Source organism: Micromonospora sp. NPDC051543 (assembly GCF_044454415.1).
Lineage (GTDB): Bacteria > Actinomycetota > Actinomycetes > Mycobacteriales > Micromonosporaceae > Micromonospora.
The window spans coordinates 116,449-141,208 of the sequence record NZ_JBITDT010000014.1 but is presented as its reverse complement, the minus strand read 5'-3'; the positions used below and the strand labels follow the sequence as shown (position 1 = coordinate 141,208).

The following is a 24,760-nucleotide window of genomic DNA, read 5'->3' as shown; positions in this document are numbered from 1 at the left end:
GCACCGGATGGCATCAGGATCGCCGTCCGCGCGGGCGACCGGATCGGAACATCCGGGAACTTGCGGAAAACTTGAGCCCGGACGACCGCAACACCGCCTTCCGTCGTTTGTCTCCGCACCGCCCGGGTAGTCGCGGGAGCTGACCCGAGACGAGAAGGGGACAACTCTGATGGCTGCCCAGACGAAGGTGGCGGTGATCTACTACAGCGCCACCGGCATCACCTACCAGATGGCGCAGGCCGCGTGTGAGGCCGCCGGGGAAGCCGGCGCGGAGGTGCGCCTGCGCAAGGTACGGGAACTCGCGCCGGACGAGGCGATCCGCTCGAACTCCGGTTGGCAGGCACACCATCTGGAGACCCAGGACGTTCCCGAGGCGATGATCGACGACCTGGCCTGGGCCGACGTGACGATCTTCGGCTCGCCCACCCGGTACGGCATGATCGCCGCGCAGTTGAAGCAGTTCATCGACACCACCGGCCCGCTGTGGGCGCAGGGCGCGCTGGCCAACAAGGTCTACGCGGCCTTCACCTCCACGGCGACGTCGCACGGTGGTCAGGAGACGACGCTGACGTCGCTCTTCAACGTCTTCTACCACTGGGGTGGTGTGGTGGTCCCTCCCGGCTACACCGACTCCAGCCAGTTCATCGCCGGCAACCCGTACGGCGCCTCGCACACCAGCAACAACGGGGAGATCGCCCCGGACGCGGTGGCGCTGGGCGCCTGCGCCCTCACCGCCCGCCGGGCGGTGCTGATCGGCACGGCGCTCAAGCAGGGCCTGGGCGGCTGAGGCGACCGGTGGCGCGGACGGGGGCTCTCGACCCGCTCGCGCCACCGGTCGCACCAGCCCTACCCCGCGGCGACGGTAACCATGCCGTGGCCGGGAGCTAACCCTGGCCGACCGGGCGCGACGCCGGCAGCAGGTCCGTCAACACCTCGGTCAGCACAGTCAATCCGTCCGGGCTGAGCACCGACTCCGGGTGGAACTGCACGCCGGCGAAGCCCTGCCCGCGCAGGGCGTGCACGGACCCGTCGTGGACGTCCCGGGCCAGCTCCACGGTCCCGTACGCGGTGTCCAGCCGGTCCACCTGGGCACGGGCGGTGAACGAGGAGTAGAAGCCGACCCGGCGGGACCGGCCGAACAGCGTCACCTCCCGTTGCAGCCCCTGGTAGGGCGCGTCCCGGCGGTGCAGGGGCAGCCCCAGCAGCCCGGCCAGCACCTGGTGCCCCAGGCAGACCGCGAGGGTGGGTCGACCGGACGCCAGCAACTCACCGAGCAGGTCCCGCAACGCCGCCATCTTCGGATCGTCCGGGCTGCCCGGGTCACCCGGGCCGGGCCCGGCCACCACCAGGTCGTACCCGTCGACCGGGCCGCCGTCGTGCCACGGGCGCAGCGTGACCGCGAGACCCAACGCGCCCAGTTGGTGCGCCAACATTCCGGTGAAGGTGTCCTCCGCGTCCACGATCAGGGCCCGCAGGCCGGCCAGACCGGGCAGCCCGGGCGCGTCGGGCGACCGCTGGTCCAGCCAGAACCGGGCCAGCGGCGTGTTGCGCGCGGCCAGCGCCTCGCGTACCTCCGGGTCGTCGGCCAGCCGCACGACCGGCCCGCGCTCGCCGGTGGACGCCGCCGGGCCGAGACCCAGCGCGGCCAGCACCCCGGCCGCCTTGGCGTGGGTCTCGGCCACCTCACCGGCCGCCGTCGAATGCCGGACCAGGGTGGCGCCGACCGGCACCCGCAGCCGACCGGACGGGGAGATCTCGGCGGTACGGATCAGGATCGGCGCGTCCAGCGTCTGCCGGCCGGCGTCGTCGTGGCCGAGCAGCGCCAGCACGCCCGCGTAGTAGCCCCGACCCCGGCGCTCGTGTCGGGCGATCACCCGGCAGGCGTTCTCCATCGGACTGCCCGTCACGGTGGGCGCGAACATGGTCTCCCGCAGCACCTCCCGCGCGTCACGGGTGCCCCGGCCGGCGAGCAGGTACTCGGTGTGGGCCAGGTGCGACATCTCCTTGAGATAGGGGCCGATGACCTGGCCGCCGTGCTCGGCGACGGTCGCCATCATCTTCAGCTCCTCGTCGAGCACCATGTACAGCTCCTCGATCTCCTTCGGATCGGCGAGGAACCGCAGCAGCGCCGCCCGGTCCGGGGTGCCGCCGGAGGGCCGGAAGGTGCCGCTGATCGGGTTCATCATGACGAGCCCGTCGTCGACGCTGACGTGCCGTTCCGGGCTGGCCCCGACCATGGTGCGGGCGCCGGTGTGCACCACGAACGTCCAGTAGGCGCCGCGTTCGGCGACCAACAGCCGGCGCAGCGCGGCCAGCGCGGCCACCAGCGGCGCACCCAGCATGGTGGCGTGCAGGGTGCGGTGGATGACGAAGTTGGCGCCCTCGCCGCGACCGATCTCGTCGGTGAGCACCTGCTGCACGATCCGCGCGTACTCCTCGTCGCTGACGTCGAAGGCGGCGTCCCGGGTACGGACCGGCTCGTCGGGCAGCGCGGCGAGCGCCTCGACCAGCGGGATCCGACCGTGTTCGCGGATCTGGAGACACTCCAGCGGAGCGTCGTCGTCGACGCAGGCGAAGCCGCGCTCGGCGATCTGCCGGTACGGCACCAGGGCCAACGTCCGCGCCCCGGGCTCACCCGGAGGCAGCGGGATGTCCGCCAGCCGGTCGACGGTGCCGACCGGGCCGGTGAACAGTTCCAGGTCGTCGGCGCCCTCGCGGCGCAGCAGCGCGAAGGGGCCGGGATCGTCGCCCCGGTGGATGGCGGCGAGCAGGTCGGTCAGGGGGTTCTGGCTGGTCATCGTGGTCTCCGTGGGCGCCGGGCGCCGCCAGCGGGGCGGCCATCCGGGCCGGAGATCCGGCGGCCGCCTCGGTGGCGGCCGCGTGGATGGAGCTACGCGCGGGGGGTGGCCGCCGGGTCGGCGGGCCACCAGGAGGTTGGGTGCGCGAGCATGCGCATCACCTTACGCGGTCGACGCCTCACTCGGGACCCCATCGGGCGTACGGGTGTGCCGGGCCGGACCATCGTCCCGGCGCGGCCGGCACCGGGTAACTTGACCGGCGATGAACATTCTCGCGCTCGACCTGGGCACCTCCTCCGTACGCGGGCTGGTGCTGGACGGGGAAACCCGGCCGCTGCCCGGCGCCCTGGCCCGGCGCAAGGTCAAACTCGCCATCGGGGACGACGGCACGGGCACCCTCTCCGGCCCCGACTACCTCGCCAGCCTCGTCGAGTGTCTGGACGAGCTGGCCGAGGCGGGACACCTGCACGACGTGGGCATGGTGGCGACGTCCGCGCAGTGGCACTCGGTGCTCCCGCTCGACCGTGACGGCACCCCGCTGGGTCCGGTCGTCACCTGGTTGGACACCCGACCCGCGCCGGTCGGCGACACGTCCGGCCCGGCCGACCCGGACGGCTTCCACCAACGCACGGGCTGCTGGTGGCACCGCTCCTACTGGCCGGTGCGCCTGCCCTGGCTGCGGGACCTGTCGGGCACGCCGATCAGCCGGTTCGTCGGCCTTCCGGAGTACGTGCTGGGCGAGCTGCTCCAGACGGCGCCGATGTCGATCTCGCAGGCCTCCGGCACGGGCCTGCTCGACCTCGTCACCCTGCGCTGGGACGAGGAGGCGCTGACGCTGGCCGGCGCGCGACCCCGCGACCTGCCACCGCTGGGCGAGTTGGACTGGCACGGCCGGCTGCGCCCCGACCGGGCCCGCCGCTGGCCGCAGTTGGCCGAGGCCCGGTGGGCGCCGCCGGTGGGCGACGGTGGCGCGTCCAACGTCGGCTCGGGCTGCGCCGACCCGAGCCGGGCCGCGGTCACGGTGGGCACCTCCGCGGCGGTACGCCTCATGCAGCGCATCCCGGCCGGCGAGCCGCTGCCGCGGCTGCCCGAGCGTCTCTGGCGCTACCGGGTCGACCACGACCACGTGGTGACCGGGGCGGCGTACTCCAGCGGTGGCAACCTGTTCGCCTGGGCGAACCGGGAGATGCGGCTGCCCCCGGGGGACGAGTTGGACGCGGCGCTGGCGCTGGTGCCGGTGGGTGGTGGTCGGCCGGCCGATCCCCGGTTCGGCGGCGACCGGGCGCCCGGGTTGGCCCCGGCGGGCACCGGCGAGCTGCGCGGTCTGAGTTTCAGCACCACGGCGGTGGACATCCTGGCCGGGCTCATGCAGGGGCTGTGTGGGCTGGTCGCCGAGGACCTCGCGGTGCTGGAGTCCACAGTCGACAAGCCGGTCGGGGTGGTGCTGGGCGGCGGCGCGGTGGCCGCGTCGGTGTGGTGGCGGCAGGCGTTCGCCGCCACGCTCGCACCGCGACCGGTGTCGCACCAACGCAACCCGGAGATCGGTGCCACCGGAGCGGCGTTGGTGGCCCTGGGTCACTTTGGTGCGGCGGCGGCGCTCGCCGACATCGGCCGGACGGACGAACTGGTCTCACCGACCACGACAGGACGGTCCCACCCGCAGTATCCTTCCTGAACTTTCGCCCTGCCCGGGCCGTTGACAGCGCCACCGAGCCTGGTTGGATGGACTCCGCTCCCCGGGTCGCGGTGGACGCGGCAGGACGGAGGAGGCAGGGTGGCGGCAGGTCCCGACCCGTCGATCGGTGCGGTGTCGAACCACCGTCGGCGTCGCTTCGACGTCCGGGTCGTTCCGCATCGACGCCGCTCTCCGTTCCGGCTGCGGGACTGGCGGATGAGCACCAAGCTCGCCACCGTGCTGCTGGTGCCGTCGATGGCGTTCCTGGTGCTGGCGGGCGTGCAGACCAGCGCGCTGGTCGGTCGGACGGCCACGTTGAACGACTTCTCCCGGCAGGTCGGCATCGGCCGGCAGATCACCGCCGTGGTCGACCAGCTCCAGCAGGAGCGGGACCGTTCGGCGGGTGAGCTGGGCGAGCTGCGCCGCGGTGGCGACCGGGAGGCGGCGGCCACCGCCCTGCGGCCGTTGCAGTCGGCCACCGACCGCGCCGTCGAGGACCTCCGGCGGGCGGCCGAGCCGTTGGCCGACGCCGACGCCTCCTGGCGGGTCGCCTACTCGGAGGTGCTCGAGGCGTACGACCAGGTCGTCGACATCCGACCGGCCATCCCGCCGGCGGTGCTCAGCAACGACACCATCCTGAGCAACTACCACCGGGCGGTCGCCTCGCTGTTGGACCTGCTCGCCGAGCCGACCCCGGGCCAGGACCGGCCGGGGTTGAGCGACGCGGTCCTGCGCTACGTCCAGATCGCCCGGGTCAAGGAGCTGTCCTCCCGGGTCCGGGCGCAGCTCTACGCCGCCGGCCGGGCCGGCCGGTACGGCACCGAGGACCGGGTGATCCTCTCCGACCTGCGCGCCCAGCAGCTCACCGCGCTCGGCGCGTTCCGGGTGTCCGCCACCAGCGACCAGATCCGCCGGTACGACGAGACCTCGGTGAACCCGGGGTTCCAGGTCGCCACCCGCCTGGAGGAGCGCAGTCTGCCGATCGGCGACGCGGCGCCGGAGGTGCTGCCCTCGGAGCAGTGGTGGTCGGCGAGCCAGCAACGCCAGGAGCTGCTGCGGCAGGTCGAGGCGAGTGTGCTCGACGACGCGGTGCGCCAGGCCGACGACGCGAGCAGCGGCCAGCTCCGGACCACCCTGCTGGTGGTCGGCGGCGTCGTGGCGGTGCTGCTGGTCGCCCTGCTGATCTCCCTGCTGGTCGGGCGCTCGGTCGCCCGGTCGATGCGCCTGCTGCGCAGCCAGGCGCTGCGGATCGCGCAGGTGGAGCTGCCCGACGCGCTGGATCGGCTGCGCACCGTCACCGGTGGCGTGCCGACCATCGACGTGTCCCCGGCGGTCGTCCGCTCGCTCGACGAGATCGGTGAGCTGGCCGAGGCGTTCGTCGCGGTGCACCGCAGCGCCGTGACGGTCGCCGTCGAGCAGGCGCTGATGCGCCGCAACGTCAACGCGATGTTCGTCAACCTCGCGCGCCGCAGCCAGGTGCTGGTGGAGCGGCAACTGGAGCTGCTCGACGACCTGGAGCGTGAGGAGAGCGACCCGGACCAGTTGGAGAACCTCTTCAAGCTCGACCACCTGGCCGCCCGCATGCGCCGTAACGACGAGAGCCTGCTGGTGCTGGCCGGCACCGACTCCACCCGCCGGTGGAACCGTCCGGTGGGCCTGGGCACCGTGCTGCTGGCGGCCGCCGCCGAGATCGAGCAGTACCAGCGGGTACGGCTTGAGCCGATGGGCGCCGTCAACGTGGTCGGGCACGCGGTCGGCGAGCTGGTGCACCTGCTGGCCGAGCTGCTGGAGAACGCCACGGCCTTCTCCCGTCCGGACACGTTCGTCGTGGTGACCGCCCGGGTCGAGGCGTCCACCGCGCTCATCGAGATCGTCGACGACGGTCTGGGCATGAGCCCGTCCGCGCTCGCCGAGGCGAACGCGGTGCTGGCCAGCCCGCCGGCCGCGGACGTCGCGGCGGTCGAGCGGATGGGCCTGTTCGTGGTCAGTCACCTGGCCAGCCGACTCGGTGTGCGCGTGCAGCTCGAAGGGCGCCACAGTGGCCTCGTCGCGCGGCTCGTGCTGCCGGCGACCCTGCTGGCGCCCGGCGGCGCGGTCGAGTTGGATCCGCCCGCGCCCGCCCGGATGCTGGCGTCGAACGCGGCCCGGGGCGCCGCGGTGCAGCGTGGGGCGGGTGTACCCCCGTCCGGCGGCGTCCACGGGACAGCGACCGTGCCGCTGGACCTTCCGGTGGCCGGTCGTCCGCCGGCCGCCGCCGTGCCCCGCCAGACCCGACCCGTGCCGGTCCGCGCCGAGGACGTGTTGGCTCCGGCCACCGCTTCCGCGGGCGACGGCGGCGGCTGGTGGTCCCGGCAGGGGCCGGCGGCTTCGGCGGCCCCGGTCCAGCCCGTACCGCCCGCGACTCCGGTGACGGCCGGCACGAACGAGCGGGGCCTTCCGGTACGCGTACCCATGGCGCAGCTCTCCGCGGTCACCCGCCCCGCCCAGCCGGAGTCGTCGCCGCGGCGCGCCGACCTCGACCCGGACGCGGTCGGCGGCATGCTTTCCCGGCTCTACAGCGGGGTACGGCGTGCCGAGGCCGAGGACACCACCGAGATACCGGTGCCACCCTCGTGGGGGCACGACGAAGGAGGACGACGACAGTGACGACGTTGAGCCAGGAGGCACGCGACCTGAGCTGGCTGGTGAGCGCGTTCGCGGAGCGGGTGCCGGGCGTGGCGCACGCGGTGGTGGTCTCCTCCGACGGGCTGCTGGTGGCGATCTCCGACCACCTGCCCCGCGACCACGCCGACAAGCTCGCCGCGGTGACGTCCGGGCTCATGAGCATCACGGCGGGCGCGGCGCAGATGTTCGACGGCGACATCGTCAAGCAGACGGTGGTCGAGATGGGCCGGGGCTACTTCCTGGTGATGCAGGTGCGTGACGGGTCCATCCTGGCCACGCTCGCGGCCGGGGACGCCGACATCGGCGTGGTGGGTTACGAGATGGCGCGGCTGGCGAAGCAGGCGGGGGAGATGCTCACCCCGGCGCTGCGAGCGGAGTTGCAGCAGGCGCTGCCCCGCTGAGTCTTCCGGCCGTGACCCGGACGGTCACCGGCTCACCCGAGCCGAGCCGTCCGGGCCCGGCCGTCCGGGCGAGGAGTTCAGAAGCCACCCTCGGCGATGACGGAGCGGTACCAGTGGGCGCTGCGCTTGAGCACGCGCCGTTGGGTCACGTAGTCCACGTAGACCAGGCCCCAACGCTGCTCGTATCCCTCGTCCCACTCGAAGTTGTCGAGCATCGACCAGACATGGAAGCTCTCCAGCGGCACCCCGTCGGCGATGGCGCGGTGCGCGGCGGCCAGGTGGTCGCGCAGGAAGGTGATCCGGCCACTGTCGTCGACGGTGTCGTCCGCGGCCAGGGTGTCGGGGGTGGGCAGACCGTTCTCGGTCACGGTGAGCGGGATCGGGCCGTAGTCGCGGGTGACCCGGGTCAGGACGTCGTACATCCCGTCCGGGTAGATCTGCTGCCAGCCGGCCTCGGAGGTGGGCCAGCGGTGTTCGGTGCGGCCGTCGGCGGCGACGTAGATGGGCGTGTAGTACTGCACCGCCAGCAGGTCGACGGGGGACGAGATCACGGCCAGGTCGCCGTCGCGGATGCCCCGGACCATGCGGCTCTGCGGGCCGAGGTCGGCCAGGACGTCCTGCGGGTAGCTGCCCTTGAGTACCGAGTCGAGGTAGAGGCGGTTCTCGTAGCCGTCGTAGAGGTACGCGGCGGCGACAGCCTCGGCGGAGTCGTCGGTGGGGTAGCAGGGGTGCAGGTTGAGCGCGGGGCCGATCCGGGCGGTGCTGTCCGAGGCCCGTAGCGCGCGCACCGCGAGGCCGTGCGCGAGCTGTAGGTGGTGGGCGACGAGGTAGGCGGCGTCCGGGTCCTGCCGACCGGGCGCGTGGTGGCCGGTGAGGTAGCCGTTCTGTACGACGGTCTTGGGCTCGTTGATGGTGAGCCAGACCGGCACCCGGTCGCCGAGGGCGCTGAAGACGGCGTCGGCGTAGTCGGCGAAGCGCAGAGCGGTGTCGCGGGACTCCCAGCCACCGGCGTCCTGCAACGCCTGCGGCAGGTCCCAGTGGAACAGGGTCGCCATCGGGGCGATGCCGCGTTCGTGCAGCCCGTCGAGGAGACGACGGTAGAAGTCGAGCCCACGCTGGTTGGGCGTGCCGCTGCCGTCGGGCTGGATGCGGGGCCAGGAGATGGAGAAGCGGTAGCTGCGCAGACCCAGGTCACGCATCAGGTCGAGGTCTTCGGCGTACCGGTGGTAGTGGTCGGCGGCCACGTCGCCGGTGTCGCCGTTGCGGGTGCGACCGGGGACGCGGCTGAAGGTGTCCCAGACCGACTCGCCGCGGCCGTCCTCCTTGGTGGCGCCCTCGATCTGGTAGGCGGAGGTGGCCGCGCCCCAACCGAAGTGGTGGGGGAAGCGCAGTGGGCCGGCGGGCCCGGTAGGTATCGACATGGATTCTCCTCGTGGATACGGGGCCACCGCCGAGATTCGGGAGCGCTCCCAGGATAGGCCAGAAGCGCTCGACCCGGTGAGCCGGCCGTCACGGCGGCCGGCGATGGCGGGTCGAGGCGGGTGAGGGCCCCGGACAGCGAACGAGGCCGACCGGGCGGCGCTTCGCGCCTGTCCCGTCGGCCTCTTTTCCCATCGTGTACGGGGGTTTAGTGTGGGGACGGGGGAGGGCAACCCCCGTCCCCACCGTAACTGCACACGCACGGGCGGAATTGGGTCCTGCCGTGCGTGTCGCGCGGGAGCCGGGCCACGCGAGTGGCTCTGGTTCCACCTCCCTCCCTGTGGCGGGATGATGGCTGACGGCGGCGTCCGGGCTGGCCCGCCGTCGGCCTTCGGATGGTTCCCCGGGCCCGCCACGAGGACGGTCCCGGCGATCTTCCAGTTGGAACCTTTGTCGATGGAAGCGCTCCCATCGACCGATGTTGCGACTGTAACGCCCGTCACGCCTTTGTGAAAGACCCAAAACGAGATCGAAACAAGTGGGTGTTCTCGGCCCTTCTCGGCTTGTTGTGGGAGCGCTTCCATGGCACACTGTCGATTCAACGCGACAGGAGCCAGGTCGCGTGGGCGCGGGACCGCCGAGGGCAGCCGGAGCACCACCTCCGGTCACGGCACCCGAGCGAGCCGACGGGACCCCCTCCCGCACGGGCCGCACCGCCGCACCCCGGCCGGGCCCGGGGCTACCACCTTCCCGGGCGCCTCGAATCCCCCGCGTACCACCACCACCTGCGGGCAGGCGCCTCGCCGGGAACCACCCGGCCTGGTCCGAGGAGACACCGCGCACATGAGACATCTGGCACGACGCCGTCGAGTGGCGATCCTCGCCGCCGCCGCGCTCGCCCTCGGCGGGGTGATGCTGCCCGCCGGCGCCGCACAGGCCGCACCGGCCTGCGACGTGGTCTACGCGACCAACGACTGGAACACCGGCTTCACGGCCAACGTGACCATCAAGAACCTGGGCGACCCGATCAGCAGCTGGTCGCTCAAGTGGACCTTCCCGAACAGCGGCCAGCGGGTCACCCAGGGCTGGTCGGCCCGGTACAGCCAGTCCGGCAGCGAGGTCACCGCGACCAACGAGTCGTACAACGGCAACCTCGGCACCGGGGCGTCCACCACCATCGGCTTCAACGGCTCCCACACGGGCAGCAACCCGAAGCCCACCTCGTTCACCCTGAACGGCACCCCCTGCAACGGCACCCCGGCCAACCAGCCGCCGTCGGTCACGCTCAGCCTGCCCTCCGGGCCGTTCACCGCGCCCGCCGACGTGCCGCTGACCGCGACCGCCAGTGACCCGGACGGGACGATCAGCAAGGTCGAGTTCTACCGCAACGGCCTGCTCATCAACACCGACACCACCGCGCCGTACTCCTACACCCAGGAGGACCTGCCGGCCGGCAGCTACACCGTGCAGGCCAAGGCGTACGACAACGCCAACGGCATCGGGGTCGCCGAGAAGTCGTTCACCGTCGGCGCCGCCAGCGGCCCGACGCTGGTCGCCACGCCGTCCGCGGTGAGCGTCAACGAGGGTGGCACGTCCACCTTCAACCTCAAGCTCAGCGCCGCGCCGACGACAAGCGTGCCGGTCACCCTCACCCCCTCGGGCGACAGCGACATCACGGTCTCGCCGACCACCGTCACGCTGACCCCCAGCAACTGGAACACCGGGGTCACCGTCACGGTCGCCGCGGCCGAGGACACCGACACCGTCGGCGGTAGCGCCACCATCACCGCCGCCGCCACCGGTCTCGCCTCGCTGGCGGTCGCCGCCACCGAGATCGACAACGACACCCCCGGCGGCGACAACGCCTACATCAAGAAGTTCCTCGACCAGTACGGCAAGATCAAGAACTCGGGCTACTTCAGCCCCGAGGGCGTGCCGTACCACTCGGTCGAGACGCTGATCGTCGAGGCGCCCGACCACGGCCACGAGACCACCTCGGAGGCGTTCAGCTTCTGGATCTGGCTGGAGGCCCAGTACGGCCGCGTCACCCAGAACTGGGCGCCGTTCAACAACGCCTGGACGGTGATGGAGAAGTACATCATCCCGTCGCACGCCGACCAGCCCACCGCGGCCTCGGCCGGCACCCCGCAGTACGCCGCGGAGTACAACCTGCCCAGCCAGTACCCGTCGGCCCTGAACCCGAACATCTCGGTCGGGCAGGACCCGCTGCGCTCGGAGCTGCAGTCCACCTACGGCACCGGCGACATCTACGGCATGCACTGGCTGATGGACGTCGACAACACGTACGGCTTCGGCCGCTGCGGTGACGGCACCACCAAGCCGGCGTACATCAACACCTTCCAGCGGGGCACCCAGGAGTCGGTGTGGGAGACCATCCCGCAGCCGTCCTGCGACACCTTCAAGCACGGCGGTCAGTACGGCTACCTCGACCTCTTCGTCAAGGACAGCGGCGCTCCCGCCAAGCAGTGGAAGTACACCAACGCCCCGGACGCCGACGCCCGTGCGGTGCAGGCCGCCTACTGGGCGCTGACCTGGGCCAAGGCGCAGGGCAAGCAGGCCGACGTCGCCGCCACCGTGGCCAAGGCCGCCAAGATGGGCGACTATCTGCGGTACGCGATGTTCGACAAGTACTTCAAGAAGATCGGCAACTGCGTCGGGGCCAGCACCTGCCCCGCCGGCAGTGGCCGGGACTCGGCGCACTACCTGCTGTCCTGGTACTACGCCTGGGGTGGCGCGTACGACACCAGCCAGAACTGGTCCTGGCGGATCGGCTCCAGCCACAACCACTTCGGCTACCAGAACCCGTTCGCGGCCTGGGCGCTGACCAACACGCCGGAGCTGAAGCCGCAGTCGTCGACCGCGGTCTCCGACTGGACCAAGAGCTTCGACCGGCAGCTGGAGTTCTACACCTGGCTCCAGTCCTCCGAGGGCGGCATCGCCGGCGGGGCGACCAACAGCTGGGACGGTAGCTACGCCCAGCCGCCGTCGGGCACGAGCACCTTCTACGGCATGTTCTACGACGTCGACCCGGTCTACAACGACCCGCCGTCGAACCAGTGGTTCGGCATGCAGGCGTGGTCGATGCAGCGGATCGCCGAGCTGTACCTGCAGACCGGCAACACGAAGGCCAAGGCGCTGCTGGACAAGTGGGTGCCGTGGGCGATCGCCAACACCACGGTCGGCACCAACTGGTCGATCCCGTCGGACATGAAGTGGACCGGCCAGCCGACCACCTGGAACCCGAGCAGCCCGCAGCCCAACACCAACCTGCACGTCGAGGTGATCAGCAAGGGCCAGGACGTCGGCGTCGCCGCCTCCTACGCCCGGATCCTGATCGCGTACGCGGCCAAGTCGGGCAACGCGGCGGCGAAGACCACCGCCAAGGGTCTGCTCGACGCGCTGGACGCCGCCAGTGACTCGAAGGGTGTCTCCACCACCGAGACGCGTGGCGACTACAAGCGCTTCGACGACGTCTACGACGCCTCCAGCGGTCAGGGCCTCTACGTCCCGCCGGGCTGGACCGGGAAGATGCCCAACGGCGACGCCATCGCCGCCGGGAAGAGCTTCCTGGACATCCGGTCGTTCTACAAGAACGACCCGGACTGGCCCAAGGTGCAGGCGTACCTGAACGGTGGCCCGGAGCCCACGTTCAACTACCACCGCTTCTGGGCGCAGGCCGATGTGGCCATGGCGTACGCCGACTACGGGACGTTGTTCCCGAACGGCTGATAGCGACCCGGGGTGGGTGGAGTGCCCCGCCCACCCCGGGGTTCGGCCGGGTCCGGGGGAACGACGGGACCCGGCCGGCGGACGGCCTGACACCCACGGTCAGGCCGGGGTGGGCCGGTCATCTGGTCAACGCAGCGGGTCGACCGGCCCACCCCACCGCCCGGACTGAAGACTGCCGCGAAAAAGCCCAGAAATTCCGGCTGTCACGGGATCACACCAAGGACGTTGACGGAGTAACGTACGTCACCGGAGAGGCCGCTCCCCCCGTGGCGGCCTCTCCACTTTTATGCCCGCTATCGCGGTGCGGTGTCCGGCAGCGCGGGGACCGGGTGACGCAACCCCGGGTGTTCCGGTGGCAGCGATCGGCGCAGCACCACCCAGCTCACGGCCAGCGCCGCCGCGACCAGCGGCCAGGTCAACGCGACCCGGGCCACCACGAGCGCGAGCACCTGTCCACTCAGGTAGAGCGGGACGAACACCGCCACCCGCAGCAGGTAGGTCGCCGTCCACACCCAACTGGCCCGGCCGTACCCGCGCAGCAGCGCCGGATCCCTCCGCCACCGGGCGCGCTGGCCCAGCGCCGCGCCGACCAGCACGCCCAGCAGCGGCCAGCGCACGACGATGCTGACGGCCCACGCCAGGGCGCTCGCGGCGTTCGACAGCAGCTGGATCAGAAAGAAGTTCTCGGCCCGGCCGGTACGCACCGCGATCAGCGCCGCGACGCAGACGGCGAGCAGGCCGATCAGCACCGAGCGCGGCCGGTCACCCCGTCGCAGTCGTACGCCGGCCACGACGACGCCGACGGCGAGCGCCGCGCCCACCCCGGTCCACAGCGACTCGCCGCCGATCAGCCAGCCCAGGGCGAACGCCACCGGCGGCAGGGTGGCGTCGACCGCGCCCCGCCGTCCGCCCAGCAGATCCGCCAGGGACTCAACCCGCGCCGGGCCGGGCCCGACCTGGCCGGGCTCGCGTTCCGGTGTGTCGCTCACCGCCACCTCCTCACTCCCGCCACAACCTAACCGGCAACAGCCGGTGGGCCACCGAACGACCGGTCCGGTCCGGCCGCTACGGTGTGCGGATGCGCGCGACGGCACGGGGTTGGACCGCGGTCTGGTTGGTCGTACTGGCCCTCGTCCAGGCGGCCGCCTTCCTCGCCGTGTGGCGGGTTGCCGTGCACACCGAGATCGGTCAGTGGGTCGACACGGTCGCCCTCACCGGCAACGAGATCGGTCACGACCGCATCGACGGGCCGGTGGACCGGATCCTGAACGCGATGTCGGTGGTGTCGCTGCTCGCCGCCACCGCGATGATCGGCTTCATCGCGCTCATCCGGGGGCGGATCGCCCTGGCCGTCACCGCGACCCTGCTCATCGCCGGGGCCAACGTCTCCACCCAACTGCTCAAGTACGGGCTGAGCCGGCCCGACTTCGGCGTCGACCCGGAGCGGGCCGCGGTGGGCAACAGCCTCCCCAGTGGGCACACCGCCGTGGCCGCGTCGGTGGCGGTCGCGCTGATGCTCGTCCTGCCCCGCAAGGTGCGGGCCGTCGGCGCGTTCGTCGGCGCGCTCTACGCCGCCGTCGCCGGGGTGGCCACCCTCTCCGCCGGTTGGCACCGGCCCAGTGACGCGGTCGCCGCCTACCTGGTGGTGGGTGTCTGGGCGGCGCTGGCCGGGCTGCTCCTGCTGATCACCCAACGGGAGCAGGCCCAGATCGAGCCCGGCGACGCGCACCGCGTCGCCGCCGCCGTGCTCGGTGTCGCCGGAGTGCTCGCCCTGATCGCCTCCGGGCTGGCGCTCACCTGGCTGGTGGATCTGCGCGGGACCGGCCCGGAGGAGCTGGCCCGCCGGCCGCTGTTCGCCGGGTACGCGGGCAGCGCCGCCGGCATCGCCGGGACGATGGCGGTGGTCATGGCGCTGGCGCTGACCGTCGTGCACCGGCTGGTACCCCGCGTGAAGGGTTGACCCGGCGAGCGTCCGGTGATCAGGCGCCCTGGCGGGGCGCGGGCACGTGCGGGGCGACGCCACGCAGGTGGGTGAGCACCACCGGGTCGATCCGCCCCGGCACCAGGCGCTCCTCCAGATTCTCCAGCCCCGCCCAGGAGACCAGCGCCGCCTCCGGCCCGGCGTCGCCCACCGGGTGACCCAGCGCGGTGAGCAGCGCCGCCACCTCGTCGGCGACCGCGCCGCTCAGGTCGAGCAGGGTCGCCGGGTCGGGCCGGCTGAAGAGCATGGTGTGCACGCTCAGCAGCCGACCGAGTTCGGCGACGGGGTCCGGATGGTCGTCCACCCGTAGGTCGACGACCACGTCGCTGGTGCCGCCGTACCCACCGCCGCGCTCGACCACCAGCAGGCCGGCGCTCTGCCGGCCGCGCCGGTCCCCGCCGGCCTCGTCACCGGCCCGCAGCGCGGCGACCAGCCGCTCGGCGAACGGCAGCGCCGAGGTGCCCTGCCACGTCTCGCCCATCGCGTCGACCACCTCGGGGCCGGCCAGGATGTTGCCCTGCGCGGCCCAGCCGTCGCCGACGCGTCCGCCCGCCCAGGGGTGGCAGGCCGGCCCGGTCCAGCTCGCACCCGGCCCGTCGACGCCCACCACGGCGAGCTGCCGGTGCTGCCGCTCGGGGTCGGCGGCGACCAGGCCGGCCACCACCTCGGCGGCGGCCACCCCGGTGCGCAACAACGCGAGCCCCTGCGGACCGTAGGCGAGGTTGACGTGCGCCTGGGTGGCCAGCGCGCCGACCTCCGCCGCGGCCGCCGGCACCAACGCTCCGGCGGCGAGGAACTTGCTGGCCACGACGACGCCGTGGCGGCGGCCGTCGGCGGAGCGGGCGACGAGGGAGAAGGTCACCCGCCGAGACTAGGGCGTGTGGCCAGGTCCCCGGCCGGCCCGGGGCTGTGAGACTCGACCCAACCGGCCTGGTCGCGTACCCCGATGCCTCAGAACGGCGTCGCGGCGGCCTCCGGCGGCGCGCCGCGCGCCCGGCGGGCGTCCGCGATCGCGACGCCGCCGAGCACGATCGTCCCGGCGGCGGTGGCGACCACCCCCGGCAGGAACAGCAGCGGTACGGCCGCCGCCGCGAGCACGACGATGGCGATCCACCGGGACGGCGACACCCGCCCGAAGACCTCGTACTCGAAGCGGGCCCGGCCGGCCAGGAACAGCGCGGGTCCGCCGAGCACCATGACCACCCACGGCGCCGGGGCGTGGCCGAGCGGATGCTCGATCACCAGCTCGTAGCCGATCGCCGTCGCGGCCAGACCGATCACCATGATCAGGTGAGTGTCGGCCGCCGAGCGGCCGATATTGGCGGGGTGGCGGGCCATCTGCACCGCCTCGCCCAGGATCTGCCCGGCGCGTTGCACGTAGATCCGCCACAGCATGATCGACGTGGCCACCGCGAACGCGAACGCCCACAGGTGCCCCGAACCGTACGGGCCCTTGCTGTAGGCGAAACCGGCCACCAGGATCGTCTCGCCGAGCGCCACGAGGAAGAACTGCTGGTACCGCTCCGCCAGGTGCTCCCCGGCGATCTCCCACTTCGAGACCGTGGAGCGGCCCAGCCCCGGCACCGGCCAGCCGCACCGTGCGGCCGCGTACTCGCCGGCCAGCGCCACCGACCAGAGCACCACCTGCGTGTTGGTGTCCAGCAGCGCCCCGCTGATCCAGAGCACCCCGGTGACGGCGAACACGACCGCCATGCGCACCTTCAGCCGGCGGTACGGGTGCGGCCCCAACGCGATCGACAGGATCACCGGTCGGGTCACCTGCGCGATGACGTACGCCGTGGCGAACATGAGCGACGTCTCGGAGAACGCCCGGGGGACCGCCACCCCCATCACCATGCTGCTCACGAGCGCCGTCAAGACGACGATCTGCAACGGCGCGCGGTACGGGTCGTAGCGGCTGGTCGTCCACGCGGTGCCCTGCCAGACCGCCCAGAGCGCCAGCAGCAACAGCAGCGTCTTGCCGCTGCCGGTGATCGCCGCCGCGGCGTGGTCGCGGGCCGGCTCCCGGCTCAGATCCTCGAACGCCCGCGCGGAGATCCGGGTGAGCGCGAAGACGTACACCAGGTCGAAGAAGAGTTCCAGGAACGTCGCCCGACCGGGCGCGGCCGCCGCCGGGACCGGCTCCAGGTGTCCTGCCGCCCTGGAAGCCATGGTCAGCGGCCTGCGCCGGTGCTCCGGTCCACCTCGCAGTGGTAACACCTTCGCGGGCCGGGTCGCGGCGAACCGGCGATTAGGCCCACTAAGGGGATCTTGCTCAGCGGCGCCGTCACCAGGCAGGATCGATCGGTGACGAATCGATGGGGCATGACAGTGCCGTTGGGCGGGGTTCCGCTGACCGAGCACCAGGGGGTCTACGCGACCCTCGAGCGATCCGGGTTCACCGACGTGTGGTCGTCCGAGGTCGCCGGGACCGACGCGTTCACCCCGCTGGCCCTCGCCGCGGCGTGGCAGCCGCAGCTACGGCTGGGCACCGCGATCACCCCGGTCTTCACCCGCGGGCCCGGGCTGCTCGCGATGAGCGCGGCGGCGCTGGCCGAGGCGGCGCCGGGCCGGTTCGCGCTCGGCATCGGCGCGTCCTCCCCGGTGCTGGTGCGGGACTGGAACGCGGCGCGGTTCGACGAGCCGTTCCGGCGTACCCGCGACGTGCTGCGGTTCCTGCGGGCCGCCCTGCGCGGTGAGACGGTGGACGAGGTCTACGACACCTTCACCGTGCGCCGGTTCACCCTCGAACGCCCGCCCACGGCCCCGCCGCCGATCCTGCTCGCCGCGCTGCGCCCGGGGATGCTCCGGCTGGCCGGCGCCGAGGCCGACGGAGTCATCCTCAACTGGCTCAGCGCCGACGACGTACCGCGAACCCTCGCCGAGCTGGGCGAGCGCCGGGCCGGCTTCGAGGTCGCCGCGCGGATCTTCGTCTGCCCGACCGAGGACGCCGCATACGCCCGTACCCTCGGCCGCCGGCTGATCACCAGCTACCTGACGGTCCCGGCGTACGCCGAGTTCCACCGGTGGCTCGGCCGCGGCGAAACGCTCGGGCCGATGTGGGAGGCGTGGGCGGCCGGCGACCGCCGCGCGGCCAGCGCGGCCGTGCCCGACGAGGTGGTCGACGCCCTGGTGCTGCACGGCTCACCCGAGCGGTGCCGGGCCCAGGCGCGGCGCTACGCCGAAGCCGGCGTCGACGTGCCGATCCTCGCGCTGCTGCCCACCCCGGAGGTGACCGCCGGGGGTGTCGCCGCGCTGACGACAGTCATCGCCCAACTCGGCGCCGAGCCGGCGGGAGCGTCCGCGTGAACCTGACCGACCGGATCGTGGTCGTCACCGGAGGGGCCGGTGGCATCGGAGCGGCCCTCGCACGCCGCTTCGCCGCCGAGGGCGCCGCCGCCGTGGTCGTCGCCGACCTGGACGCCGAGGCCGCGCGCGCCGTGGCCGAGGGCATCGGCCCGGTGGCGCACGCCGCCGCCGTCGACGTCACCGACGAGGCCCAGGTACGGGCGCTCGTCGACGACACCGAACGGCGGTTCGGCCGCATCGACCTGTTCTGCGCCAACGCCGGAGTCACCACCGGCGGGGGAGTGGAGGTCGACGACGCGGGCTGGGACCGGGCATGGCGGGTCAACGTGCTCGCCCACGTCTACTCGGCCCGTGCCGTGCTGCCCGGCATGCTCGCCCGCGGCGGCGGGCACCTGCTGCACACCTGCTCCGCGGCGGGGGTGCTGACCGCGGTGGGCGACGCCGCGTACACCGCCACGAAACACGCCTCGGTGGGCTTCGCCGAGTGGCTGGCCATCACCTACCGGGACCGGGGCATCCGGGTCAGCGCCCTCTGCCCGCAGGGGGTGGACACCCCGATGCTCGCCGACGGGATCGCCGAGGGGCATCTCGGCGCCCGGGTGATCACCGCATCCGGTGCGCTGCTCACCCCGGACCAGGTCGCCGACGCGGCGATCGCCGGGCTCGCCGAGGAGCGGTTCCTGATCCTGCCGCACCCGGAGGTCGCCGACTACGCCCGCCGTCGGGCCGAGGACCCCGACGGCTGGCAGGCCGGCATGCGCAAACTCATCCGCCGCCTGACCACCTGACCTGGCTCGGCCGTCTCATCCGGGCGGCTCCGCCAGCCGTTCCAGCCGAGTCCAACCGGACCAGCCGCGCTGGCGCATCAGGTCCCGCAGTCGCTCCGCGCGCTGGTCGGTCTCGACAGCGAGCGCGTCCAGCAGGTCCGGCAGATCGCCCTGCATGCCATCGTCGAGGACCTCGCCGGAACCGTAGGCCTCCTCGGCGAGGGCGGCCATGATGTCGGCGGCCTCCTCCAGCAGCGCGTCCCCGCCCGTGTCGCTCTCGAAGATCTCCGAAAGGACCCGGTACAGCCGGACGACGCGCGGGTCGTCGAGCTGCGCCAGCTTGAAGGGCATCCACTCGACGACGAGATCAGGCCAGCGGGCCGCGACCAGGATCCAGCCGTCCCGTTCGGCCTCCACCATCCGCGGCGACGCCCCGATGTCCCGCAGCCGATCGAGGTAGGCAGCCACCTGCGGTGCGAGCACGAGGCTGTCACCCGCCGTGAGCCGCGCGATCTGCTGACGGCTGGTCTTCAGTCGGGCGATCTCGTCGAGCAGGTGGTTGTCGATCCGCCGCACCGATTCCGCGAAGGTCGACGCGTCGGCTTCGAGCATCCGAGCGATCTGCGACAGCGGCACCCCGGCGTTGGCGAGGGTACGGATCTTGATCAGCGACACCACTGCCCTGGCGCCGTACCGCCGGTAACCCGAGGCGTCCCGTTCCGGCTCGGGCAGCAGCCCTACCTGGTGGTAGTGCCGCACCGCCCGTGTCGTCACGCCCGCGTACGCGGCCAGTTGACCGATCGTCAGCATGCTCTGATCCTGCCCGCCCTCGGTCCGAACCGTCTCAGGAGATCCGGCGACGATAGGTGACGACGGCGAACACGTAGGCCGCCACGAGGATGCCGACGCACCAGGCGAGGGCGACCCAGATGTCGGTGCCCACCGGCTGCTCGGTGAACAGACGCCGGATCGCGTTGACGATGGAGGTCACCGGCTGGTGCTCGGCGAAGGCGCGAACCGGCCCCGGCATGGTGTCGGTGGGCACGAAGGCCGAGCTGACGAACGGCAGGAACACCAGTGGGTAGGAGAACGCGCTCGCGCCGTCCACGGACTTCGCGGTGAGGCCGGGGACCACGGCGATCCAGGTCAACGCCAGGGTGAACAGCAGCAGGATGCCGGCGACCGCGAGCCACGCCAGCACCCCGGCGCCCGAGCGGAAGCCCATGACGAGGGCGACGCCGACGACCACCACGACCGAGATCATGTTGGCGACCAGCGAGGTGAGCACGTGTGCCCACAGGACCGACGAGCGCGCGATCGGCATGGACTGGAAGCGCTCGAAGATGCCGCCCTGGAGGTCCAGGAAGAGCCGGTACGCCGTGTACGAGATGCCCGAGGCGATCGTGATGAGCAGGATGCCGGGCAGCAGGTAGTTCACGTACGAGTCGGTGCCGGTCTCGATCGCGCCGCCGAAGACGTACACGAACAGCAGCAGGAACGCGATCGGCATGACGGCCGTGGTGATGATGGTGTCCGGGCTGCGGCCGATGTGCCGCAGCGAACGTCCCAGCAGGACGGCGGTGTCGCCGAGGAAGTGCCTGTTCATCGGTGGTCCTTCTCTGTGGTGGTGCCGACGAGGGCGAGGAAGACGTCCTCCAGGCTCGGCTGCTTCTCGACGTACTCGATCTCGGCGGGCGGGAGGAGTCGTTTCAGCTCCTCGAGGGTGCCGTCGACGGCGATCCGGCCCTCGTGCAGGATCGCGATCCGGTCGGCGAGGTGCTCGGCCTCGTCGAGGTGCTGGGTGGTGAGCAGGATGGTCGTGCCACCCTCGGCGAGTTCCTTGACGGCCTGCCACACCTCGATGCGCGCCTGCGGATCGAGGCCGGTGGTCGGCTCGTCGAGGAAGATGACCGGCGGGTTCCCGATGAGGCTCATCGCGATGTCCAGACGGCGGCGCATGCCACCGGAGTACGTCGCCACCCTCCGGTTGGCCGCCTCGGTCAGCGAGAAGCGGCGCAGCAGGTCGTCGGCGACCGCGCCGGTGTCGCGCAGGTGCCGCAGCCGGGCGACCAGCCTGAGGTTCTCCCGCCCGGTGAGGATCTCGTCGACCGCCGCGAACTGCCCGGTGAGGCTGATGGACCCGCGGACATCGGCGGCTCGGGTCGCAACGTCGAAGCCGTTGACCCGGGCGGTGCCGGCGTCGGCCCGCAGCAGTGTCGCCAGGATCTTCACCATGGTGGTCTTGCCCGCCCCGTTCGAGCCGAGCAGCGCGAAGATGCTGCCCCGCGCGACGGTGAGGTCGACGCCGCGCAGCACACGCAGCTCCTTGTACGACTTCTCCAGCCCCTGTACCTGTATCGCCGGCTCCTGGAGCCCTGGCGTTGTTGACGTGATGGTCATGGCAGGCAGCATGGAGGGTTGACGCTGCGTCAAGGTCAAGCGCTGCCGACCGTCTCCCTCAGGCCGACAATCTTGATCAGCGCCGGGGCCGGCGGGCGCGGCGGAGGGGATCGGGGTGGACGGACCAGAGCAGGCGACGCCACCAGGGACGGGCCGCCCGCAACGTCGTCACGTAGGCGGTGGCCACCTCGGCGGCGCGGGCCGCCTGGTCGGCCGTCGCGGTGCCGGGGGCGAACCCCACCTGGTTGAGCAGCGTCGCCAACTCGTCCACCGCCGGGTCGGTCGCCGGCTGCCCGTCGGGCCGCGCACCGTTCGCGTGCCGGTCCCGGGCGTCCGTGAGAGCCTGCCGGGCGCGTCCGGCCACCTCGGTGGCCGCCAGGTCGTCGCCGACCGGCCGACCGGCCAGCCGCAGCGCGTCGGTCACCTCCCGCCAGGCGCCCGCGATGCGCTGGCCGGGATCACCCCGGACCAGCCGGCCGCGACTCAGCGAGCGGCGCATCGCCAGCAGGGTGAGCAGCAGCGCCCCCACCACCAGCAGCAGCGACCCGCTGCCGCCCGCGACCAGCACCGGCGTCGACACGCCATCGCGCGCCGGCGGCCCATCGCCAGCGGCCACCGGCTCCGGCGACGAGGTCGGCTCCGCGGTGGGCGCGGGCACCTCCGACGGTGGCGGATCCTCGGGCGTGGGGCGGAAGTCCTCCTCCACCGGCCGCGGCTCGTTCTCCGGTTGGGGCAGCGGGTTGAACGCCACCCACCCCAGCCCGTCGAACAGCACCTCCGGCCAGGCGTACGCGTCACCCGCCCGCACCGGCCCCTGACCACCGGAGGAGAAACCGACCACCACCCGCGTCGGCAGCCCGGAGAGCCGGCCGAGCACCGCGAACGCCGCCGCGAACTGCTCCGACGTTCCCCGCTGCCCGCCACCGTTGCGCGGGCCGAAGAGAAAGAAGGCCAGATTCGGGTACGCGTGCCCGCTCGGCGCGTCCGCCACCACCCGGTAGTGCTCGGCCAGGAACTGCTCGATCGCCGCCGCCCGCTCGTACGGGGCGCCGTTCTCCTCGGCGAGCTGGGTCGCCAGCCGGCGCAGCGGATCCGGCACACCGTCGGCGACCCGCAGCACCCGGGCCACCTCCTCGCCGGCGGGCACGTTCGCGGTCGCCAGCAGGTTGTTGTCCGGGCGCTCCCGGACCGACGTCACCTCGTACCGCAGACCCGGCGTCAACCCCTCCGGCCGGATCAGCGTCCCCGTCGCCGGGTCGTACGCCACCCGCGCGCCGCTGACCTCGCGGGGCGTCGCCACGGCCGGAAGCAGCCGCCCGGTCAGCTCCGCCACGGTGATCTGCTGCCGGACGGTCTGCACCGTGCTGTCCCGGGCCGGCGCGGTGGCCGGCAGGATCCGCCCCGCGTTGCGGTACGTCGCGCCGACCCGCCAGGTGATCCCGTCGTAGTCACTGAGCACCGCCAGCCGGATCCGCACCCCGGCCGCCTTCGGGTCGTCCGCGTCGCCGGCCGCAGCGGTGGGGCCCGACGTGCTCACGTCGAGGAGCTTCTGCTCCGGGTGCAGCGCCCACCCCGAGATCCGGATCAGCGGGTTCTCGTCGAGCGTCTCGACCTGCGGCGGCTCCACGTAACGGCGCGGGTCGACCGGCCGCCCGTCGACCTGAGCGGCGACCACCGGGCCGAGCAGCGCCACCAACCCGATCACCAGGACGACGCCGAGCGCCGCCGACACCGCCAGCCGAAGTCGCACGGCCGCCCGTACCCCGGGGGCGAGGCCGGCCGCCGGATCGCCGCCGGCCGGCGACGCGCCGGTCGGCGCGGCCAGCCCGACCGCCGCGACCGCGACGAACGCCACCGTCGCGCCGATCGCCGGTTCGGCGTTCGGGCCGACCACGTAGAGCGCCGCCGCGTAGAGCCCCGCCGCCGGCAGGTAGCCGAGCAACACCCGGCCGGTGCGCAACGCCACCTCCGCCCCGGCCAGACCGGCGAGCCAGGCCGCCACCACCGGCACCAGCACCGTGTCCGGAGTGGGCTCCACCGGGATCATCGCGGTGAGCAGGCGGGGAATGCCGTTGCGCGCCGCGTCCGTGCTCACGTCCAGCAGGCTGCCCGGCAGGTCGGCGCGGGCGGCGGCCAGGCGCAGCGACCACAGTGTCCACCCGGCCAACGCCGCCATCGACACCGGCGCCACCAGCCACGACGGCAGCCGCCGGGCGGCCACACTGGCCAGCACCGAACCCACGGCCGCGCCGATCACCAGCCGGGTCAGCAGGTCGCCCGCGTACACCCGGCCGAGCACCACCCCGGCGAGCGCGATGAGCGCGATGAGCGTCAGCGGTACGACGGCCGCCCGCAGCGCGCGTACCACCCGCCCCGCCGCGCCCGCGCCGCCCGCCGTCGCCTCCGGCGCCTCGCGCGGCGGCGCGATGCCCGTCACCACCGGCGTACCCCGTCCCACTCGGCGGCGAACTGCGCGCCGTCCACCGCGTCGACCACCACCAGGCCGCCCGTACCCGCCGGCGTCGGCTCCGCCGCGCCGAACACCCCGACCACCACCGACGGGTACGCGCCGCGCAGCGCACCGACGTGCCCCAACCCGTCCCGCCCACCGGGGCCGGTCAGGAAGATCAGCGTGTCGCCGAGCCGGTCCTGACGCAGCCGGGTGGTGACGGCGCGCAGGGCGTCGTCGGAGTCGGACAGTTCGGCGGCGGCGAGCCGGTCCAGCGGACCCACCCCGGCCGGCCCGCCCTCGATCGACTCCGGGCCGACCAGCAGCAACAGCACCGGCAGGTCCGCGCGGTGCGCGGCGGTGACCACCGACGCCGCCGCCTCGCACGCGGACTCGAACGACTCCGCCACCCCGCCCGTGCGGTGCGGATGCGCGGCCGACCGATTGTCCAGCAGGACCACCAAACTGGGCAGGCTGGTGTCCACGTTCTCCCGCACCATCAGCTCGCCGACCCGGGCGCTCGTGCGCCAGTGCACGCGCCGCAGCTCGTCGCCGACCACGTACTCCCGCAGCGAGTCGAACGTGATCGACCCGTGCGGCACCCCGTCCACCCGGCCGTCGAGGCTGCGCCCCGCACCGGTCGGCACCGCCGACAGCGGGTGGATCCGAGGGTGCACCCAGACCGGTGCCGTCTCCCCGTACGGTCGGGCGAGCGCCACCAGACCCAGCGGGTCCCGCCGGGTCACCCGCAGCGGACCGACCGCCACCACCCCACGGCGGTCGGTCGGCACGTCGTACCGGACCTCGGTGTCCCGACCGGGACGCAACCGCAGCAGCGGCACCGGCACCGCGCGGCTCCCGCAGCGGTCCTCGGCCAGCAGGTTCGCCGAGCGCAGCCGGCCGGCGTTGCGAACCGTCAGCGTCATGCTCGCCGGCTCGCCGCGCGCCACCCGGTCCGGGTCGGCCCGGCGCGCGACCACCAGCCGGGGCCGCCAGGCCGCCGTCAGCGCCGCGTAGCCGACGGCCGCGCCGGCCGCCGCGCCCAGCAACGTCAACTCGGGGTACGCGAACCGGAAACCGGTCCCCAGCAACACGACGGCGGCGACGAGCAGCCCGACCCCTCGGGCGGTGATCCCCATGGCGCTGC

Annotated in this window: 18 protein-coding genes; 8 read left to right on the top strand and 10 right to left on the bottom strand. The window is 73.0% G+C overall.

The genetic code is table 11. From position 1 onward, the window contains the following. The first annotated feature begins 169 nt into the window (after positions 1 to 169). Positions 170 to 787, top strand: a complete 618-nt coding sequence (gene wrbA / locus ACIA3K_RS24655; protein ID WP_355047649.1) for an NAD(P)H:quinone oxidoreductase — start codon at positions 170 to 172, stop codon at positions 785 to 787. Positions 788 to 884: 97 nt separating this feature from the next. Here the strand turns inward: wrbA and ACIA3K_RS24650 are convergent, their stop codons facing one another. After that, on the bottom strand, positions 885 to 2,798 hold the full coding sequence (locus tag ACIA3K_RS24650) for an anthranilate synthase family protein (protein ID WP_396804071.1): 1,914 nt from the start codon (positions 2,796 to 2,798) through the stop codon (positions 885 to 887). Between the two features lie 262 nt (positions 2,799 to 3,060). Between ACIA3K_RS24650 and ACIA3K_RS24645 the strand changes: the two genes are divergently transcribed. The 3 genes from ACIA3K_RS24645 (at position 3,061) to ACIA3K_RS24635 (ending at position 7,538) form a co-directional block, all read left to right on the top strand. After that, positions 3,061 to 4,473, top strand: coding sequence for an FGGY family carbohydrate kinase (locus ACIA3K_RS24645; protein ID WP_396804070.1), 1,413 nt, complete (start codon positions 3,061 to 3,063; stop codon positions 4,471 to 4,473). A 99-nt stretch (positions 4,474 to 4,572) separates the two neighbouring features. Beyond that, positions 4,573 to 7,119, top strand: a complete 2,547-nt coding sequence (locus ACIA3K_RS24640; protein WP_396804069.1) for a nitrate- and nitrite sensing domain-containing protein — start codon at positions 4,573 to 4,575, stop codon at positions 7,117 to 7,119. Between the two features lie 5 nt (positions 7,120 to 7,124). Further along, entirely contained in the window at positions 7,125 to 7,538 is a 414-nt protein-coding gene (locus ACIA3K_RS24635; RefSeq protein WP_197281421.1) for a roadblock/LC7 domain-containing protein, read from the top strand. A gap of 77 nt (positions 7,539 to 7,615) precedes the next feature. On the opposite strand, the gene ACIA3K_RS24630 is transcribed toward ACIA3K_RS24635, so the two are convergent. Further along, the gene (locus ACIA3K_RS24630; protein WP_396804068.1) at positions 7,616 to 8,959 is read right to left on the bottom strand and encodes a GH1 family beta-glucosidase; all 1,344 of its coding nucleotides are present in this window, start codon (positions 8,957 to 8,959) and stop codon (positions 7,616 to 7,618) included. A gap of 841 nt (positions 8,960 to 9,800) precedes the next feature. On the opposite strand from ACIA3K_RS24630, the gene ACIA3K_RS24625 reads away from it, so the two are divergent. Then, positions 9,801 to 12,707: a glycoside hydrolase family 48 protein gene (locus tag ACIA3K_RS24625; RefSeq protein ID WP_396804067.1), complete on the top strand. Its 2,907-nt coding sequence runs from the start codon at positions 9,801 to 9,803 to the stop codon at positions 12,705 to 12,707. A gap of 293 nt (positions 12,708 to 13,000) precedes the next feature. Here ACIA3K_RS24625 and ACIA3K_RS24620 read toward each other — a convergent pair whose 3' ends face one another. Further along, complete coding sequence (locus tag ACIA3K_RS24620) at positions 13,001 to 13,696, bottom strand: DUF3159 domain-containing protein (RefSeq protein ID WP_396804066.1); 696 nt, start codon at positions 13,694 to 13,696, stop codon at positions 13,001 to 13,003. A gap of 83 nt (positions 13,697 to 13,779) precedes the next feature. Here ACIA3K_RS24620 and ACIA3K_RS24615 point away from each other — a divergent pair, with 83 nt between their 5' ends. After that, positions 13,780 to 14,667: a phosphatase PAP2 family protein gene (locus tag ACIA3K_RS24615; RefSeq protein ID WP_357128604.1), complete on the top strand. Its 888-nt coding sequence runs from the start codon at positions 13,780 to 13,782 to the stop codon at positions 14,665 to 14,667. A gap of 19 nt (positions 14,668 to 14,686) precedes the next feature. Here the strand turns inward: ACIA3K_RS24615 and ACIA3K_RS24610 are convergent, their stop codons facing one another. Then, the gene (locus tag ACIA3K_RS24610; RefSeq protein ID WP_396804065.1) at positions 14,687 to 15,550 is read right to left on the bottom strand and encodes a DUF1028 domain-containing protein; all 864 of its coding nucleotides are present in this window, start codon (positions 15,548 to 15,550) and stop codon (positions 14,687 to 14,689) included. A gap of 89 nt (positions 15,551 to 15,639) precedes the next feature. Then, a complete protein-coding gene (locus tag ACIA3K_RS24605) occupies positions 15,640 to 16,860 on the bottom strand; it encodes a low temperature requirement protein A (protein WP_396804064.1) in 1,221 nt (406 codons plus the stop codon). A 153-nt stretch (positions 16,861 to 17,013) separates the two neighbouring features. Between ACIA3K_RS24605 and ACIA3K_RS24600 the strand changes: the two genes are divergently transcribed. Beyond that, complete coding sequence (locus ACIA3K_RS24600; RefSeq protein WP_396804063.1) at positions 17,014 to 17,997, top strand: LLM class F420-dependent oxidoreductase; 984 nt, start codon at positions 17,014 to 17,016, stop codon at positions 17,995 to 17,997. After that, positions 17,994 to 18,785 carry an SDR family oxidoreductase gene (locus ACIA3K_RS24595; protein WP_396804062.1) on the top strand — a complete coding sequence of 264 codons (792 nt, stop codon included), beginning with the start codon at positions 17,994 to 17,996 and terminating at the stop codon, positions 18,783 to 18,785. Before ACIA3K_RS24600 ends, ACIA3K_RS24595 begins: the two co-directional genes overlap by 4 nt. A gap of 15 nt (positions 18,786 to 18,800) precedes the next feature. Here ACIA3K_RS24595 and ACIA3K_RS24590 read toward each other — a convergent pair whose 3' ends face one another. From ACIA3K_RS24590 to ACIA3K_RS24570, 5 genes are all read right to left on the bottom strand, one after another. Next, on the bottom strand, positions 18,801 to 19,574 hold the full coding sequence (locus ACIA3K_RS24590; protein WP_396804061.1) for a MerR family transcriptional regulator: 774 nt from the start codon (positions 19,572 to 19,574) through the stop codon (positions 18,801 to 18,803). 34 nt (positions 19,575 to 19,608) lie between these two features. Next, on the bottom strand, positions 19,609 to 20,370 hold the full coding sequence (locus tag ACIA3K_RS24585) for an ABC transporter permease (RefSeq protein ID WP_396804060.1): 762 nt from the start codon (positions 20,368 to 20,370) through the stop codon (positions 19,609 to 19,611). Then, complete coding sequence (locus ACIA3K_RS24580) at positions 20,367 to 21,164, bottom strand: ABC transporter ATP-binding protein (protein ID WP_396804059.1); 798 nt, start codon at positions 21,162 to 21,164, stop codon at positions 20,367 to 20,369. Before ACIA3K_RS24580 ends, ACIA3K_RS24585 begins: the two co-directional genes overlap by 4 nt. Before the next feature lie 76 nt (positions 21,165 to 21,240). Then, entirely contained in the window at positions 21,241 to 23,622 is a 2,382-nt protein-coding gene (locus ACIA3K_RS24575) for a transglutaminaseTgpA domain-containing protein (protein ID WP_396804058.1), read from the bottom strand. Next, entirely contained in the window at positions 23,598 to 24,752 is a 1,155-nt protein-coding gene (locus ACIA3K_RS24570; protein WP_396804057.1) for a DUF58 domain-containing protein, read from the bottom strand. The genes ACIA3K_RS24575 and ACIA3K_RS24570 overlap by 25 nt, the downstream gene beginning before the upstream one ends. Positions 24,753 to 24,760: the final 8 nt, after the last annotated feature.

Excerpts from the sequence above, each read along its gene's own strand:
- wrbA (WP_355047649.1), top strand. The coding sequence starts at position 170 with ATGGCTGCCCAGACGAAGGTGGCGGTGATCTACTACAGCGCCACCGGC.
- ACIA3K_RS24650 (WP_396804071.1), bottom strand. The coding sequence starts at position 2,798 with ATGACCAGCCAGAACCCCCTGACCGACCTGCTCGCCGCCATCCACCGG.
- ACIA3K_RS24645 (WP_396804070.1), top strand. The coding sequence starts at position 3,061 with ATGAACATTCTCGCGCTCGACCTGGGCACCTCCTCCGTACGCGGGCTG.
- ACIA3K_RS24630 (WP_396804068.1), bottom strand. The coding sequence starts at position 8,959 with ATGTCGATACCTACCGGGCCCGCCGGCCCACTGCGCTTCCCCCACCAC.
- ACIA3K_RS24625 (WP_396804067.1), top strand. The coding sequence starts at position 9,801 with ATGAGACATCTGGCACGACGCCGTCGAGTGGCGATCCTCGCCGCCGCC.
- ACIA3K_RS24605 (WP_396804064.1), bottom strand. The coding sequence starts at position 16,860 with ATGGCTTCCAGGGCGGCAGGACACCTGGAGCCGGTCCCGGCGGCGGCC.
- ACIA3K_RS24600 (WP_396804063.1), top strand. The coding sequence starts at position 17,014 with ATGACAGTGCCGTTGGGCGGGGTTCCGCTGACCGAGCACCAGGGGGTC.
- ACIA3K_RS24590 (WP_396804061.1), bottom strand. The coding sequence starts at position 19,574 with ATGCTGACGATCGGTCAACTGGCCGCGTACGCGGGCGTGACGACACGG.
- ACIA3K_RS24585 (WP_396804060.1), bottom strand. The coding sequence starts at position 20,370 with ATGAACAGGCACTTCCTCGGCGACACCGCCGTCCTGCTGGGACGTTCG.
- ACIA3K_RS24580 (WP_396804059.1), bottom strand. The coding sequence starts at position 21,164 with ATGACCATCACGTCAACAACGCCAGGGCTCCAGGAGCCGGCGATACAG.
- ACIA3K_RS24570 (WP_396804057.1), bottom strand. The coding sequence starts at position 24,752 with ATGGGGATCACCGCCCGAGGGGTCGGGCTGCTCGTCGCCGCCGTCGTG.